At 70.9% G+C, this 16,791-nt stretch carries 12 protein-coding genes; 7 read left to right on the plus strand and 5 right to left on the minus strand.

Features of this window, described 5'->3' with window-relative positions:
• The 4 genes from ABZS61_RS16760 to ABZS61_RS16775 all read left to right on the plus strand — a co-directional run bounded on the left by ABZS61_RS16760 (position 1) and on the right by ABZS61_RS16775 (position 9,134).
• A complete protein-coding gene (locus tag ABZS61_RS16760) occupies positions 1–2,418 on the plus strand; it encodes a molybdopterin cofactor-binding domain-containing protein (RefSeq protein ID WP_356420750.1) in 2,418 nt (805 codons plus the stop codon).
• Positions 2,419–2,631: 213 nt separating this feature from the next.
• Positions 2,632–4,089 carry an NCS2 family permease gene (locus ABZS61_RS16765; RefSeq protein ID WP_356420753.1) on the plus strand — a complete coding sequence of 486 codons (1,458 nt, stop codon included), beginning with the start codon at positions 2,632–2,634 and terminating at the stop codon, positions 4,087–4,089.
• 38 nt (positions 4,090–4,127) lie between these two features.
• Positions 4,128–5,267, plus strand: coding sequence for an XdhC/CoxI family protein (locus ABZS61_RS16770; protein WP_356420756.1), 1,140 nt, complete (start codon positions 4,128–4,130; stop codon positions 5,265–5,267).
• A 207-nt stretch (positions 5,268–5,474) separates the two neighbouring features.
• A complete protein-coding gene (locus ABZS61_RS16775) occupies positions 5,475–9,134 on the plus strand; it encodes a S8 family serine peptidase (protein WP_356421136.1) in 3,660 nt (1,219 codons plus the stop codon).
• Between the two features lie 64 nt (positions 9,135–9,198).
• Here the strand turns inward: ABZS61_RS16775 and ABZS61_RS16780 are convergent, their stop codons facing one another.
• From ABZS61_RS16780 to ABZS61_RS16800, 5 genes are all read right to left on the minus strand, one after another.
• The gene (locus tag ABZS61_RS16780) at positions 9,199–10,053 is read right to left on the minus strand and encodes a DUF3626 domain-containing protein (RefSeq protein WP_356420759.1); all 855 of its coding nucleotides are present in this window, start codon (positions 10,051–10,053) and stop codon (positions 9,199–9,201) included.
• A gap of 80 nt (positions 10,054–10,133) precedes the next feature.
• Positions 10,134–10,901, minus strand: coding sequence for a hypothetical protein (locus tag ABZS61_RS16785; RefSeq protein ID WP_356420762.1), 768 nt, complete (start codon positions 10,899–10,901; stop codon positions 10,134–10,136).
• A 155-nt stretch (positions 10,902–11,056) separates the two neighbouring features.
• Entirely contained in the window at positions 11,057–12,604 is a 1,548-nt protein-coding gene (locus ABZS61_RS16790) for an N-acetylmuramoyl-L-alanine amidase (RefSeq protein ID WP_356420765.1), read from the minus strand.
• A 192-nt stretch (positions 12,605–12,796) separates the two neighbouring features.
• Positions 12,797–13,528: a nitroreductase family protein gene (locus tag ABZS61_RS16795; RefSeq protein WP_356420768.1), complete on the minus strand. Its 732-nt coding sequence runs from the start codon at positions 13,526–13,528 to the stop codon at positions 12,797–12,799.
• Positions 13,529–13,618: 90 nt separating this feature from the next.
• Positions 13,619–14,062, minus strand: coding sequence for a nitroreductase family deazaflavin-dependent oxidoreductase (locus ABZS61_RS16800; protein ID WP_356420771.1), 444 nt, complete (start codon positions 14,060–14,062; stop codon positions 13,619–13,621).
• Between the two features lie 229 nt (positions 14,063–14,291).
• Here ABZS61_RS16800 and ABZS61_RS16805 point away from each other — a divergent pair, with 229 nt between their 5' ends.
• The 3 genes from ABZS61_RS16805 to ABZS61_RS16815 are packed head-to-tail and all read left to right on the plus strand — an operon-like array spanning position 14,292 to position 16,746.
• Complete coding sequence (locus ABZS61_RS16805; RefSeq protein WP_356420774.1) at positions 14,292–14,525, plus strand: acyl carrier protein; 234 nt, start codon at positions 14,292–14,294, stop codon at positions 14,523–14,525.
• The gene (locus ABZS61_RS16810; RefSeq protein WP_356420777.1) at positions 14,522–15,796 is read left to right on the plus strand and encodes a beta-ketoacyl-[acyl-carrier-protein] synthase family protein; all 1,275 of its coding nucleotides are present in this window, start codon (positions 14,522–14,524) and stop codon (positions 15,794–15,796) included. Before ABZS61_RS16805 ends, ABZS61_RS16810 begins: the two co-directional genes overlap by 4 nt.
• A gap of 14 nt (positions 15,797–15,810) precedes the next feature.
• Positions 15,811–16,746: an alpha/beta fold hydrolase gene (locus ABZS61_RS16815; protein WP_356420780.1), complete on the plus strand. Its 936-nt coding sequence runs from the start codon at positions 15,811–15,813 to the stop codon at positions 16,744–16,746.
• Positions 16,747–16,791 lie beyond the last annotated feature (45 nt).

Consider the following 16,791-nt stretch of genomic DNA (forward strand, 5'->3'; position numbering starts at 1 on the left):
ATGGCTCTGCATCCACGGGCCGCCTCCGTGCCGGCCGGTACCCCCACCAAGATCACCCAGGGCTCGAAGACCAGGGGCGGCATCGGCGAGTCCACGCTGCGCCCCGACGGCACCCTGAAGGTCACGGGCGAATTCGCCTACTCCTCGGACATGTGGCACGAGGACATGCTGTGGGGCCACACGCTCCGCTCGACCGTCGCCCACGCCGAGATCAGGTCGATCGACATCGGCGAGGCCCTCGCGACGCCCGGCGTCCACGCCGTGCTGACCTATGACGACCTGCCCGCCGCGATGAAGAACTACGGCCTGGAGATCCAGGACACCCCGGTACTCGCCCACGGCAAGGTCAGGCACCACGGAGAGCCGGTGGCGCTCGTCGCCGCCGACCATCCGGAGACCGCCCGCCGCGCCGCCGCGAAGATCAAGATCGACTACGTCGAACTGCCGGTCATCACGGATGAGGCGTCCGCGACCGCACCCGACGCGATCCTGGTCCACGAAGGCCGCGACGACCACCACATCGGTCACGTCCCGCACCCGAACATCGTCCACCGCCAGCCGATCGTCCGCGGTGACGCCGACGCAGCGGCGAAGCGCGCCGACGTGATCGTCAAGGGCGAGTACACCTTCGGCATGCAGGACCAGGCGTTCCTCGGCCCGGAGTCCGGCCTCGCCGTGCCCTCCGAGGACGGCGGCGTCGAGCTGTACGTGGCCACCCAGTGGCTGCACTCCGACCTCAGGCAGATCGCCCCGGTCCTGGGCCTGCCCGAGGACAAGGTCCGGATGACGCTCTCCGGCGTCGGCGGCGCCTTCGGCGGCCGCGAGGACCTGTCGATGCAGATCCACGCCTGCCTGCTCGCGCTGCGCACCGGCAAGCCGGTCAAGATCGTCTACAACCGTTTCGAGTCCTTCTTCGGACACGTCCACCGGCACCCGGCGAAGCTCTCCTACGAGCACGGCGCCACCAAGGACGGCAAGCTCACGCACATGAAGTGCAGGATCGTCCTGGACGGCGGCGCCTACGCGTCGGCCTCCCCGGCGGTCGTCGGCAACGCCTCCTCGCTCTCGGTCGGCCCGTACGCCATCGAGGACGTCGACATCGAGGCCATCGCCCTCTACTCCAACAACCCGCCCTGCGGCGCCATGCGCGGCTTCGGCGCGGTCCAGGCGTGCTTCGCCTACGAGGCACAGATGGACAAGCTCGCGGCGAAGCTGGACATGGACCCGGTCGAATTCCGGCAGCTCAACGCCATGGAACAGGGCACTCTCCTGCCGACCGGACAGCCCTGCGACTCGCCGGCCCCGGTCGCCGAGCTGCTGCGCCGGGTCAAGTCCCGGCCGATGCCGCCCGAGCAGCAGTGGCTGGCGGTGGACGCCGAAGGCAGCAGCGTCGACGTGCGGGCCCTGCCCGGCGGGCTCTCCAACACCACCCACGGCGAAGGCGTCGTACGCGGCGTCGGCTACGCCGTCGGCCTCAAGAACGTCGGCTTCTCCGAGGGCTTCGACGACTACTCCACCGCCCGGGTGCGGATGGAGGTCATCAACGGTGAGCCGGTCGCGACCGTGCACACCGCGATGGCCGAGGTCGGACAGGGCGGCGTCACCGTGCACGCCCAGATCGCCCGTACCGAACTCGGCGTCAGCCAGGTCACCATCCAGCCCGCCGACACCCGTGTCGGCTCGGCGGGTTCGACCTCCGCCTCCCGCCAGACGTACGTCACCGGCGGCGCCGTGAAGAACTCCTGCGAAGCCGTCCGGGAGAAGGTGCTGGAGCTCGGCCGGCGCAAGTTCGGTACGTACCACCCGGCCTGGGCCACCGCCGAACTCCTCCTGGAGGGCGGCAAGGTCGTCACCGACGGCGGCGAGGTACTGGCCGACGTGGTCGACGTACTGGAGGACGAGGCGATCGACATCGAGCTGGAGTGGCGCCACCGGCCCACCGAGCCGTTCGATCTTCGGACCGGCCAGGGCAACGGCCACGTCCAGTACTCCTTCGCCGCCCACCGCGCGGTCGTCGAGGTCGACACCGAACTCGGCCTGGTCAAGGTCATCGAACTGGCCTGCGCCCAGGACGTCGGCAAGGCGCTCAACCCGCTGTCGGTCATCGGCCAGATCCAGGGAGGCACCCTCCAGGGCATGGGCATCGCCGTCATGGAGGAGATCGTCGTCGACCCGAAGACCGCGAAGGTACGCAACCCGTCCTTCACGGACTACCTGCTGCCCACGATCCTCGACACCCCGACCATCCCGGTCGATGTGCTCGAACTCGCCGACGACCACGCCCCGTACGGGCTCCGCGGCGTCGGCGAGGCCCCGACCCTGTCGTCCACCCCGGCCGTCCTCGCGGCGATCCGGAACGCGACGGGCCTGGAGCTGAACAGGACACCGGTACGACCCGAGCACCTCACCGGGACCTGACGGCCACTCAGAACCCTCCGGGCGGTGCGCGCCTGCCGTGAACGTCACACTTCCCCGCGCCGCGCACCGTCCGGAGTTCACGCACAACCACTCCACCTGCAAGAAGAGTTCGTCCTGGGCCGTCCCCCGGGTCGTGCCGCCGAGCAGCATCCCAAATCCCGCAGTCACGAAGCTCCACGCGGGTGCCCCTGTGAACCTTGGGAGTCAGGCAACATGACCCAGCAATCAGTGCAAGTCAAGACAAGTGCGGAGGACGCGGGCCCCGGCTCGCGTGTCCCCGCCGGACGGTCCTGGCTCGACCGTTACTTCCACATATCCGAACGGGGATCGACCGTCGCGCGCGAAGTGCGCGGTGGCGTCACGACCTTCATGGCCATGGCGTACATCCTCCTGCTCAACCCGCTCATCCTCGGCGGCAAGGACGTCGACGGCCAGCTGCTCAGCCAGCCGGGACTCATCACCGCCACCGCGTTCGCGGCGGCTGCCACCACCCTGCTGATGGGCTTCATCGGCAAGGTTCCCCTCGCGCTCGCCGCCGGTCTCAGCGTCTCCGGTGTGCTCGCCTCGCAGGTCGCCCCGGCCATGTCCTGGCCGCAGGCCATGGGCATGTGCGTGGTCTACGGCCTGGTGATCTGCCTCCTGGTCGTCACCGGCCTCCGCGAGATGATCATGAACGCCATCCCGCTCGCGCTGAAGCACGGCATCACCATGGGCATCGGCCTCTTCATCGCCCTCATCGGGCTGTACAAGGCCGGCTTCGTCCACAAGGGCACCGCGACCCCGCTCTCCCTCGGCCCCGCCGGTGAACTCGCCGGCTGGCCCGTCCTCATCTTCGCCGTCACCCTGCTGCTGATCTTCATGCTGCAGGCGCGCAACATCCCCGGCGCGATCCTGATCGGCATCGTCGTCGGCACCGTCGTCGCCATCGCCATCAACGCGATCGGCGACATCCCCGCCACGTCCTGGAGCAGCGGCCCGCCCGAGCTGAGCGGCAGCGCGGTCTCCTCACCCGACTTCTCGCTCTTCGGGGCCGTCGAGTTCGGCGGCTGGGGCGACGTCGGCGTGATGACGGTCGGCATGATCGTCTTCACCCTGGTGCTGGCCGGCTTCTTCGATGCCATGGCCACCATCATCGGAGTCGGCACGGAAGCGAAGCTGGCCGATGACAAGGGCCGCATGCCGGGCCTGTCCAAGGCGCTGTTCATCGACGGAGCGGGCGGAGCGATCGGCGGCGTCGCCGGGGGCTCCGGCCAGACCGTGTTCGTCGAGTCGGCGACCGGCGTCGGGGAGGGTGCCCGCACCGGGCTGGCCTCCGTCGTCACCGGGCTCTTCTTCGCCGCCTGCCTCTTCTTCACCCCGCTCACGGCCATCGTGCCGGCCGAGGTGGCCTCGGCCGCCCTGGTCGTCATCGGCGCCATGATGATGCAGAACGCCCGGCACGTGGACTGGAGCGACCGCTCCGTCGCCATCCCGGTCTTCCTCACCGTGGTCCTGATGCCGTTCACGTACACCATCACCACGGGTGTCGCCGCGGGCGTCATCTCGTACGCCGCCATCAAGCTCGCCCAGGGCAGGGCCCGGGAGGTCGGCGCCTTCATGTGGGTCCTGACGCTCATCTTCATCGTCTACTTCGCCCTGAATCCGATCGAGAGCTGGCTCGGCGTCCACTGACGCCACCGCCCTCCGCACCCCTGTCAGAAGGAGACGCCATGCTGGACATCGCCGAGGAACTGCACCGGTGGGTCGGGCAGGGACGCGCGTTCGCCGTGGCCACCGTCGTGTCCGTCGGCGGCAGCGCGCCCCGGCAGCCGGGCGCCGCGCTCGCCGTCGACAGCGAGGGCACGGCCATCGGATCGGTCTCCGGCGGATGTGTGGAGGGCGCGGTGTACGAACTGTGCCGGCAAGCTCTCGAGGACGGCACCACCGTGCGCGAGCGTTTCGGCTACAGCGACGACGACGCCTTCGCGGTCGGCCTGACCTGCGGCGGCGTCATCGACATCCTGGTCACCCCGGTGCGCGCGGACGATCCCGCGCGCCCGGTGTTCGGCGCCGCGTTCGCCGCTGCCGCAGGGGGTGCGGCAGCAGCGGTCGCCCGGGTCACGGACGGCCCCGCGGACCTGCTCGGCCGACCGCTGCTCGTCCACCCCGACGGCAGGTACGAGGGCGGGCTCGGGGGGCACCCCGAACTCGACCGCACGGCCGCCGCCGAGGCCCGGGCGATGCTGGACGCGGGCCGCACCGGCGAGGTCACCATCGGCGCCGACGGCTCGCGCTGCGGCCGGCCGCTCGCCCTCCTCGTCGAATCGAGCGTCCCGCCACCCCGGATGATCGTCTTCGGGGCCATCGACTTCGCCGCCGCCCTGGTCCGGGCCGGCCGCTTCCTCGGCTACCACGTCACCGTCTGCGACGCCCGCCCCGTCTTCGCGACCGCGGCACGCTTCCCGGAGGCCGACGAGATCGTCGTCGACTGGCCGCACCGCTACCTCGCGGACACCGAGGTGGACGCGCGCACGGTGCTGTGCGTACTCACGCACGACGCCAAGTTCGATGTACCGCTGCTGGAACTGGCGTTGCGGCTGCCGGTCGCCTATGTCGGCGCGATGGGCTCGCGCCGCACGCACCTGGAGCGCAACGAGCGACTGCGCGAAGCGGGCGTGACCGAACGCCAACTGGCGTCCCTGCACTCGCCGATCGGGCTGGACCTCGGAGCGCGTACGCCCGAGGAGACGGCCCTGTCGATCGCGGCCGAGATCGTCGCCGACCGGCGCGGCGGCAGCGGTGTACCGCTCTCCGGCGCCCACACCCCCATCCACCACGAGGACGCACCCCCGCTCGCCTCCGTGGCCTGAACAGGCCGCCCGGCAGCTGCCCGGCGGCGGGCGGATAGCCGCCACGGCGGGTTCACGCCAGGCAAGAATCCGCCACGCCCGCTTCCCAGCCGGTAGATCAGCTGCATGACTCTTCTCCCCTCCTTCGCTTCCGGCCGGGCGAGACCCGCTCGCGCGGGACGCAGGGCTCTGCTCATAGCGACCTCGGTCGCCCTCGTGAGCGGCGCCATGCTTCCTGCGGCGGGCTCCGCCACCGCCGCTCCGCAGCCGCCGTCCACCGACGGCCGCTCCCAGGCCCAGGCCCGGAGCTACGACATCACCCTCGTCACCGGTGATGTCGTCCACTACACGGACGGCGTCGGCAACCAGGACACCGTGACCGTGGACCGCCCGGACGGGGCGACGGGCGGCGTGCACGTGCAGCAGGTCGGCAAGGAGATCCACGTCCTGCCCGACGAGGCGACCGCTCTCATCGCGGCGGGGAAGCTGGACCGCAGGCTGTTCAACATCTCGACCCTGGTCGAGATGGGGTACGACGACAAGCGCTCCGGCGGCATCCCGCTGATCGCCACGTACCCGGCGGGCACGGCGCGTTCGCTGCCCGCCGCACCGCGCGGCAGCAAGACGGTCCGCCGGCTCGAGTCGGTGAACGGTGCGGCGCTGAAGGCGGACAAGGACGACGCCCGCGCCTTCTGGAGCGACATCAGCCGTTCGCAGAAGAGCCGTTCGCTGGACAACGGCATCGCCGAGCTGTGGCTCGACGGCAGGGTCGAGGCGACGCTCGCCGACTCGGTGCCGCAGGTCAACGCCCCGCAGGCATGGGCTGCCGGCTTCGACGGCAAGGGCACCACGGTTGCCGTCCTGGACACCGGTATCGACGCGACGCACCCGGACGTCAAGGACCGCATCCTGCAGGCCAAGAGCTTCATACCCGGCGAGGAGGTCGTCGACAAGCACGGCCACGGTACGCACGTCGCGTCCACCATCGCGGGCTCGGGCGCCGCGTCGGACGGTGCCGACAAGGGGGTCGCGCCCGGCGCGGACCTCCTCGTCGGCAAGGTGCTCGACGACTCGGGTTCGGGTGCCGACTCCGGCATCATCGAGGCCATGGAGTGGGCGAAGGCCGAAGGCGCCGATGTCGTCTCCATGAGCCTCGGATCGAGCATCCCGGACGATGGCACCGACCCCATGGCGCAGGCGGTCGACGCGCTCTCGGCGGACGGCGGCCCGCTGTACGTGATCGCCGCGGGCAACGCGTACGGCGAGGGCACGATCGGCGCGCCCGGCTCCGCGGCCAAGGCTCTGACCATCGCCGCCGTCGACAAGCAGGACGTCCGCGCGGACTTCTCCTCCATGGGCCCGCTCACCCGGTCGAACGGGCTGAAGCCCGACCTGTCCGCCCCCGGCGTCGACATCAACGCCGCCGCCTCGCAGGCGATCCCCGGCATCAGCGGCATGTACCAGCAGATGTCCGGTACGTCGATGGCGACCCCGCACGTCGCGGGCGCCGCGGCGATCCTCAAGCAGCGTCACCCCGACTGGTCCGGTCAGCGCATCAAGGACGCGCTGATGTCCTCGTCGAAGCAGCTGCCCGACTACACGCCGTACCAGCAGGGCACCGGCCGGCTCGACGTGAAGGCGGCGATCGACACGACGATCGAGGCGACCGGCTCCGTCGCGGCCGCCTCGTACGGCTGGCCGCACAGCGCGTCCGACCCGGTCGCCGAGCGGACGATCACGTACCGCAACACCGGTACGCAGGACGTCACCCTGGACCTGGCCACGGGCACGGACTCGCCCGCGTACACGGTCTCCACGCCGAAGCTCACCGTTCCCGCCGGATCCACCGCCGACGCGGTGCTGTCGCTGGACCCGTCGAAGGTCGAGGCCGGCACCACGTTCTCCGGCCAGGTCGTCGCGAAGGACGCGTCCGGTGCGACCGTCGCGCACACCGGCTACGCGCTGAGCAAGGAGCGGGAGCTCTACGACCTCACGTACAAGCTCCGCGACCGTGCGGGCAAGCCGATGGACGGTTACGTCGTGCTCGCCGACCTGGGCGACCCGTTCGGCACCCTCAACCCCGTTCCGGTCTCCGGCGACACCACGCTGCGGCTGCCTCCGGGCACCTACAGCTCCTGGGCCTCCGTCGACGTCGACGGTGACCGCCCGGACTCGAAGGCCGTCGCCTTCCTCGCGGAGCCCGAGACGGTCCTCGACAAGCCGACCACCGTCACCCTGGACGCGTCCGAGGCCCGCAAGGTCAGTGTGCGGACGCCGAAGGAGACCGAGACCCGGCAGCTGCGCTACGACATGGCACGCACGTCTTCGGCCGGCACGGTCTTCCGTGACGCGTTCCAGATCCCGCTGACGTACGACCAGCTGTGGGCGAGCCCCACCAAGAAGGTCACCCAGGGCAGCTTCAGCTTCCTGACCCGCTGGCGCCAGGGCGAGAAGCAGATCGACCTGTCGGTCGACGGCCGTGATGTGCCGGTCGCCGTGCAGGGCGGAGCGTCCGTCGCCGAAGACAGCAGTCAGAAGCTGACCGCGGTCTTCGCGGGCAACGGCGCCGAGGCCGACTATGCGGGTCTGAACGTCAAGGGCAAGGCTGTCGTCGTCCGGCGCAGCGGCGAGGTCGCCGCAGCCGACCGGCTGACGAACGCGCTCGCGGCGGGCGCCAAGGCGCTCTTCGTCGTCAACGACGGCCGCGGCGTGGCGATGGAGCAGTACACCGAGTGGGGCACCACGGCCACCATTCCGGTCGCCTCGGTGCAGCAGCTGGCCGGCGAGACCCTGATCAAGGAGGTCAGGCGGGGCGAGAAGCTCAGCGTGACCCAGCGCAAGTTCGCCCGGTACATGTACGACCTGGTCGACCGCCACAACGGCACCGTCCCGGACCGTTCGCTGACGTTCGCCCCGTCGACCCGTGACCTGGCGAAGGTGGAGAACACCTTCTACGGTCACAAGGCCGCGCTCGGCGGTGGCTACCGCTACGACATCCCGGACTACGGGCCGGGCCTCGGCTTCGCGGAGTACGAGAAGTACCCCACCACCCGCGACGAGTGGGTCACCCCGCTTCCGGGCAACTCCTTCTGGTACGAGGACCACTCGGTCCTCAACGCCACGGAGAGCGGTTTCGCGCACGAGGTGCGCAGCGGCAACCTGGACTACACGGCCGGCCGCAGCTACGAGGCCGAGTGGTTCGCGCCGATCACCCGTCCGCGGCTCGGCACCGGCTACTGGGGTCCGTTCCGTTCCGTCAGCAACGACATGCAGTTCAACTTCACCCCGTGGACGGACTCGGGCGCGGGCCATTCGGGCTCCATGCCGGAGGACGAGTACGACACCACCACCACCGCCTTCTACCAGGGCGACACCCTGGTCAAGAACGTTGCGGGCCGTGCCGGGTGGATCGGTGGCCTGTCGGCGGAGAAGCTGCCGTACCGCTTCGTCCTCGACTCCACCCGTGACGGCGACACGTGGAAGACCTCCACCCGCACGCACACCGAGTGGAGCTTCGTCTCGGGCCAGATGGACCAGAACGGTCCCTGGCAGGCCGACCTTCCGCTGCTCCAGCTCGACTACGACGTCGACACCGACCTGGCCGGAGACGTCAAGGGCGGCCGGTGGACCGAGCTCGGTCTCTCCTCCGGCACGCAGGAGTGGATGGACGGCGCGGTGAAGGCCGACAAGGCCTCGCTGTCGGTCAGTTACGACGACGGCAGGACCTGGACGGCCGCGCACCTGCACAAGGACTCGGCGGGCACGTGGACCGCACGGTTCAGGACCCCGGCGAAGGCGGGCGGCTTCGTGTCGCTCAAGGCGCACACCGAGGGACCCGGCGGCCTCGCCGCCGACCAGGAGATCATCCGGGCCTTCGGCCTGAAGTGATCTGCTGAGGGACCCGTTCGAGGTGGCTCCGCATCCTGTCTCAGGGTGCGGGGCCACCTCTCTTTCACGCTCCTCCGGCGTTGGCGGCCCGCCCGAACCGGGCCAGGCAGTGCCAGACCTTCTTGAGGTCCTGCTCGGCGTGGAGGCCGGAGCGGGCCGCGTCACCGATCATCCGCGGGTCGAGGTGCCCGTCCACCGCGAGCGCGGCGCCGAGATCGACGTACTCCTGCCCTCGGTAGCCTGGCCGGCGCCGCAGCTCCGCGACACCGAGCCGGAAACCGTCGTGCCATTCGACGGGGCACGGCAGTCTCCGTGCGGCGGACTCCACCGGCGTACCGCGGTAGGACGGGTCGAGAACCAGCGCCTCCACATGGCGGTCCAGGCGGACGGGCCCGTGGACCTGGGCCTCGATGTAGTCGTCGAGCGCGTCCTTGCGGTCGGCCTCGGCCAGTTCGATGAGCCGCATACGAGCCGCCACCCCGAAGTCCGCAGGTTCCAGGAAGCTGTCGGGATAGCAGAACGTGGTGCGGTCGAGCGCCTCGGCGGTCAGTCCGAGGTGCGCGGAACCGAACCGGGGCGCCGCTCCGACGGGCGAGCGGCGGAAGTTCAACGCGCCGTAGACGGGGCGCTCATGAGCGTGCGCGTCGTCGTAGGCGCCCCCGAAGATCCGGCTCTCCCAGCGCCACCGGTCACCGCCCGGGTGTGCGGTGAGCCCTCCGTTGCTCGTGCCGGTGACGAACTGGGACACGTACACGCCGTCATGGGCCAGCAGTTCCAGAACCGTGCGGCCGGCGCTGCCTGCCCGGTCCGGGTGAAAGTTCAGCGTCACGGACTGCGCAGGGTCCAGTGGCGATCCTGTCGACAGGGAGGCCACATGCCGCAGGGCGCGCTCTCGTGCCCGTGGGGTGTCGGTGCTCACCGCCCCAGTCTGCCCGGTCGTACCGCCGCCCTGCGGCCCGGTCGTACCGCCGCCCTTCGGCCCGGTCCTGCACAGGCGTATCAGGGCAGCGGGCGGGCGCCCGCATCGCCGTCGGCGGCCCGGAGCAGCCGCAGGAACGCCTTCAGACCGGTGATGATCTCCTGGTTGTCCGTCAGACGGTTCACCGTGGACTCGAACTCCCGTGCCAGCGCCGCGATCTTCCGGTCGGCCACGTCCGCCCGCTCGTACACCGAGACACCCAGCGCGTCCACGGTGCCGCGCAGCTCGGCGAGTGCGCGGTACTGCTCCTCCGCCTTCTCCTCCAGGACCCTGGCCCCGCTCTGCACCTGCTCGACCTGCTTGCGCAGTTCAAGGACGTCGTCACGCGGGAAGGTGACGTCCTTGAGGAGGGTGCCCAGCCGTCTCCGCAACTGTCCGAAGTAGGCGCCCGCCGGTCTGAAGACGGTGCTCAGCAGGAAGAACCCGGCGAACCAGAATCCCGTGACCGCTTCCGTCGCCACCGTGACCGCGACGACCAGCGCAGCCGTCAGGACGTGACCCCCCACAGCCGCCCGCAGCATCATCCGGGCGATCCGCGCCGCTTCGGCATCGCGCGCCGCCGGCACCTCCAGGCCCTTCCCGCGGCTGACCCCGATCTCGGCGAGGACCGAACGGGCCCGGAAGTACAGGTTCCACGGCACCGTCAGCAGGACGAGCAGCCACAGCAGGCTCAGCACACCGGCAGCCGCTCCCAGCAGCAGCGACAGTGACATGCCCGACGTGTAGGCCAGCACCAGTGCTCCGGCCAGCGCGGCTGTCGCCAGCACCGCCCCCACGAACCGTCCCATGCCGTCCCCCCGACCGAGCCGCGCGTCCGTCCGCTCTCCCGCCATCGTCCCGGGGGGAGCGGGATCCGGGCATGAGTACCGGTACTCAGAGGGGCGGGCGGACCTGTGCGCCGTGCGCACGGGCCCGCCCGCGGAGCTGACGGAGAACCGGGGAATCAGAGCCCGGCCTGCAGTGCCTTCCACGTGTCGGGGCCGACGCTGCCGTCCACGTCCAGACCCCGGCCGTTCTGGTAGAGACGCACGGCCGTGTCCGTCCCCGAGCCGAAGCTTCCGTCCACGGCGACCGTCGATCCGAGCGCCGCGGTCAGCGTCCGCTGCAGCCGCTTCACGTCTTCGCCGCCTGCACCCTTGGTGAGCGTCGGTGTGGTCCCGGCCGACAGCAGCGCGGTCCACGTCTTCGGGTCGACCGTCCCGTCGGCGGTCAGCTTCCGGGCCCTCTGGAACGCCTTGACGGCGTTCTGCGTGGTCTGTCCGAAGACGCTGTCCTCTCCGCCCGCGTTGTACCCCTGCTTGTTGAGCAGGTGCTGGACGGCCTTCACCTGGGGACCTGTCGAGCCCGCCCGCTGGGTCGCGTACGACGCGAAGTCCAGCGCCACGCCGGCGCTGCCCCCACCACCCCCGACCAGCTGCATGTAATAGGTCCAGTTCCAGTTGACGCCCGGGTCGGTGTGGTCGTTCCCGGGTGCCTCGCTGTGCCCGATGATGTGGGACCGGTCCTTCGGGATCCCGTACCGGTTGCACAGGTACGCGGTCAGCGCCGCCGAGGAGCGGTACATCGAGTCGGTGAACCACGACGCGTCGTCGATGAAGCCCTCGTGCTCGATGCCGAGCGACGAGGCGTTGGCGGTCTTGGCGTGCCAGCCGGTGTCCTTGTCGCGCACCATCTGGGTGATCTGGCCGTCGGAGGAGCGGACCACGTAGTGGGCGCTGACCTGCGAAGCGGGGTTCTGGAACCAGCTGATCGTGCCGGCGTACGAGCCCTGCGTGACGTGGATGACGACCTTGTCGATGGTCGCCGTCCGGTTGACCGCGTAGTTGGCCGCATCGGCGGGGACCCACAGTGCCGAGGGGTAGTCGGGGCTCTGGGCGGTCACGCCGGCCGTGGCCAGGGCGCCCTTGTCCGGTGAGACCGGCCGGGAGGTGACCGTGATCCGTTCGCCACCGGGCACCGTCGCCCGCAGGCCCTGGGCGAGGAAGGTGTAGACGTTGTCCGCGTAGAGCGCGGACACGGCTCCCTTCGCCCCGCTGTAGCGGGCGACGGCCGGGTACCAGGCATCGATGTCACGGCGCTCGGCGCCGTCCAGGCCGAGTGCGTCGGCGTGGCTCCGCAGGAGGGCCGCGCCGCCCAGGATGTTGGCCTCGGTGTCCTGGCGCAGATCGGCCGCGGATTCGCCGGTCAGGACGGAGGCCTTCTCCAGGGAACGGTTCGTGGGGTTGCTGACGAGGTGCATCACGCCGTAGCCGCCCGCCTGGCTCGGGCGTCCTGAATGCCCGTCCAGATGGGTCTCGCCGTAGCCCACGGCGGTGAGCAGATCGCGTGGTACGCCGAACTTCGCGGCTGCCCGGGTGAAGGCCTGGTTCATGGGATCCGGCGCGGCCGGGGCGGCGGGCGCCGGGTGGCCGGCGGCGACGACGGCGCTGACGGTGAGAGCCGCCAGAAAGGCTGCGCGACCCCGGGTGTGGCCGGCGGGGCTTCTGGGCATACCTGCTCCTGGTCTGTGGGGAGAGGACGGACCCCCGGGCCCGGTGGGGTGGGGCCGGGGGCGCGAGCCCGCACAGGTTATCGACAGATCAGGGCATGACAACGCGGCGCGAGCGTGTCCAAATCCCTTTCACTCCAATGGAGTTGGAGTGATTCCGGCACCCCCGGTCAGGGGTGACGGAGCCCCGTGCGGCTACCAGCGGTCCCGGTGGATGACGTCCGCCACCGGGCGGCGCCGGACCGGTCCGAAGTTGCCCTGCGGCCACCCGACGGGAATGGCGGCGAAGGTCTCCATGTCCTCGGGGATCCCGAGCGCCTCCTTCCATTCCTGCTCCAGCATCAGGTGCCAGATGGTCAGGTTGGCGGCGAGCCCCAGGGCACGTGCGGCGAGCAGGATGTTCTGGACGCCGGGATAGACGCAGGAGCCCTCGGCGAGCGCCTGGAAGCGCGTCTGCGTGTCCGTCATGTGCGCCAGCCCCGCCGGGCCGAGCGCCTCGGCGTAGACCTGCAGGCCCTCGTCGTCGAACTGCGGCTCCGGGAACCGGTAGCAGGGGATGATCAGCGCCGGTGTGTCCGCGAAGTGGTCGCGCTGGTACTCGATGGCCGCCACCATCCGGCCGTACGCCGCGTCGTCCATGCCCTTCGGCGCGTACTTGCCCGTGGTCGCGAGGTACGCGTCCACGCAGCGCTTCCACAGGGGGGCCAGACGGGCCATCACCTCGCGGTCGGTGACGACGACGTACTCGTAACACTGCATGTTGCCGCCGCTGGGTCCCCAGACGGCTGCCTGTATGAGCTTCTCGATCGTCTCGTCCGGCACGGCGTCCGGCTTGAGACGGCGCATGGCGCGCATGGTGGACATGGTCGGGAAGAGTGCGGGCCCGTCGAGGGCGGACGCGTCGGACTGAACCGTTTCGAAGGTCATGATCGCGGAGTGTACGCATCAGGAAGCCCTGCGGGGACCCCCGTTGGAGGCCGACTCCGCCGGACCGACCGGCCGGACCGTCCGGGCAGGTCAGCGGCGCCGGAGCCGAACCACGGGGATGTCGCGGCCGGTGCCCTCCTGGTACTGCGCGTACCGGGGGAAGACCTCCACCAGGTGCGGCCACACCCGGGCCTTCTCCTCGGGCGTGAGGGTCTCCGCGAGTGCGGGGAAGCGCTCCGTGCCGACCCTGAGTTCTACGGCGGGCTCGGACAGCAGGTTCAGGTACCAGAGCGGATGACTGTCCGAGCCGCCGTTCGACCCCACGATCAGGTAGTCGTCGCCGTCGCGCCCGTACATCAGGACCGTGCGCCGTACCGCTCCGCTGCGCCTGCCCACGCAGTCCAGCAGCAGGCACGGGACGCCGAGCTGGGTGGTGCCCTTGGTCCCGCCGGACGACTCGTACAACTCGGCCTGCCTGGCCACCCAGTTCGTCGGGCTCAGCTGTACCGGACCGTCGTGCTGCTCCGCCGCCATGACCGTTTCTCCCTCTCGTGACTCCTCGTACGCACCCATCGTGTCACCCGTTCCGGCGCCACGTCGGATTCGCACACCTGGCCGTCCCCCCTCCTCACGGGGGAACGGGGGCCGGAATCCGGGCCGTGAAGGCGTATAAAGGGTCCCTCCGGAGCAGCCGGCGCCCCCGATGGCCGTCCCACCCCCACGCGGCCGGCGTCACCGCGTACGAGAGCGGAGGAGCGTCCTCATGAGCACCTCGGAAGAGATCAGCGCCTTGCTCGTCACCACGTTCGGAACGGATCCCCTGGCCATTCGGCCGGAGGTCCCTCTCCGTCAACTGCGCCTGGACTCGCTCGCCCTGGAGGAACTCCGGCTCCTCATCGAGGACCGGATGGACATCGATCTCGAGGATGTCGTCCTCTCGTCGCGCGACACCGTGGGCCAACTGGTCGCGGCCGTGTGCAGCAAGGCCGGCGCGTGACGGCCCGGCGGCCGTTCGCGCGCACGTCCGCCCGTCCGGGGGCCGAACCGTTCAGCGCCGCTGTCACCGGGATCGGCCTGGTGACCGCCGCCGGTGTGGGGGTCGAGGCGGCGTGGCGCGGGGTGTGCGGCACAACTGTCGCCCCCTCGGTCATGCACCGGCCCGAACTGGCCGGTCTGCCCTGCGACTTCATGTACTCGATCACGGACCTCGACACGAAGGCCGTACTCGGCGTCGCCGCGCAGCGGCTGATGGACCGCTTCTCGCAGCTCGCCGTGATCGCCGCACGGGAGGCCGTCGCCGACGCCGGACTCGACCCGGCCGTCTGGGACAGCGGCCGGGTCGCCGTCGTCATCGGCTCGGCACACGGAGGGCTGCCCTTCTACGACGAGCAGCACACGACCCTCAACGAGCGCGGCGCACGACGTGTCTCCCCGAAGCTCGCCCCGCTGTCCGTCGTCAACGGCGCCGCCAGCAGCGTCGCCATGGATCTGGGTGTCCACGGCCCCAGCCAGGCGGTCTCCACCGCCTGTTCCTCCGGCACCGTCGCCATCGGCACCGCCCATCAGATGCTCCGCACCGGGGCCTGCGACATCGTCGTCGCGGGCGGCGCCGAATCGGTCTGCTCCCGGCTGCTCATTGCCAGCGCCTGCCAGATGCGGGCCGTCTCCACCCGTCGTGACGACCCCCAGGCCGCCTGCCGGCCCTTCGACACCCACCGCGACGGCTTCGTCGTCGGCGAGGGCGCGGGACTCCTCGTCATGGAACGCCCCGAGCACGCACGGGCCCGAGGGGCCGCGGTCCGCGCCCGCGTCGCCGGCTACGGGGCATCGAGCGACGCCCACTCCGCCGTCGCCCCCGATCCGGACGGCCTCGGCATCGAACGGGCGCTGCGCACCGCCCTGGCCGACGCGGGCCTCGACGCCTCCGACATCGGCCACGCCAACGCCCACGGCACCTCGACCGTCGCCAACGACCTGATCGAGGCGACCATGCTGCGCCGGGTCCTCGGCGAACACCCCCTGGTCACGTCCACCAAGGCGATGACCGGTCACACCCTGGGCGCCGCCGGAGGCATCGAGACCGCGCTGACCGTCCTGGCGCTGCAGCACCAGCTCGTACCGCCGACGGCCAATCTCGACGCACCCGACCCCGCGATCCCCCTCGACGTGGTGAGCAAGGAGGCCAGGCGGGGCGTGTTCGACTGCGCGGTCAAAACCTCGCTCGGCTTCGGCGGTCACAACGCGGCGCTCGTCCTCACCAGGGCCTGACGGGAAGGAGCACCATGCCCGAGGAGATCATCCGGTCCCTGTCCGTCCACGGGCTGCGGTACGCCTATCGCGTCCTGCCCCGTGCCGAACCGCCCCACGGTCCGGGCATCGAACCCGTACTCGTCCTCGGCGGCGCGCTGCAGGGCATGTTCGGCTGGCCGCAGATGGACGAGCACCTGGGCCCGGTGGCCGATGTGGTGACCGCGGACCTGCCCGGCATGGGTACGGCGGACCCGCTGCCGGCCGGCGACTGTGCGGGCATCCTGCGTGCCGCGGTCACCGGAATCATCGATGACATGGGCGCTCCCCGGGTCAACCTGTTCGGCTTCTCCTACGGCGCGGCCATCGCCTTCGCCTGTGCGCGGCACGACCCCGGCCGCATCGCCCGGCTCGTCCTCGGCGGAGTCCCCACGCACATCGGCGCCGCCCAGCGGAGCTACTGGCACCGGGCCACGGAGCGGCTTGCCGAAGGCGACGCGGAGGGGTTCGCGAGGCTGGCCGCCGACGGACTCATGTGCCTGGACCCGGACCGTCCGGTGCACCGCAGGGAACTCGCCAGGCGCTACGTACGCCGCTCGTTCCTGCACGCACTCAGCCACTCGCCGCACGCCGCCGACTCGCTGCACCGGGCGTTGGGGGACCGGCCCGACTTCTCCGGGGGACTGTCCGGCGTACCTGCCCTGGTCTTCGCCGGGGAGCACGACACGGTGACCTCGCCCCGACGGCAGCGGGAGTTCGCCGCGACGATCGAGGGGAGCCGCTTCCTCACGCTTCCGGAATCCGACCACTGGGTGGTGCTGGAACGCTCCGAAGAGGTCGCCGCACTCGTCACCCGGTTCTTCACCGACGGGCCGTCGGACGGTCCGGCGGATCCGTCGCCCGCAGCCCGTGCGCTTCCGCGCCAGGTCCCGGCGGCGGACAGCACGGCGGCGACCCGTGCGGGCGCCTGACCGCGGTGCGCCGAACAGGATCCGGGGACGGCCGGTGCCGGCCGC

This window comes from Streptomyces sp. NPDC005566 (genome assembly GCF_040605575.1).
GTDB lineage: Bacteria > Actinomycetota > Actinomycetes > Streptomycetales > Streptomycetaceae > Streptomyces.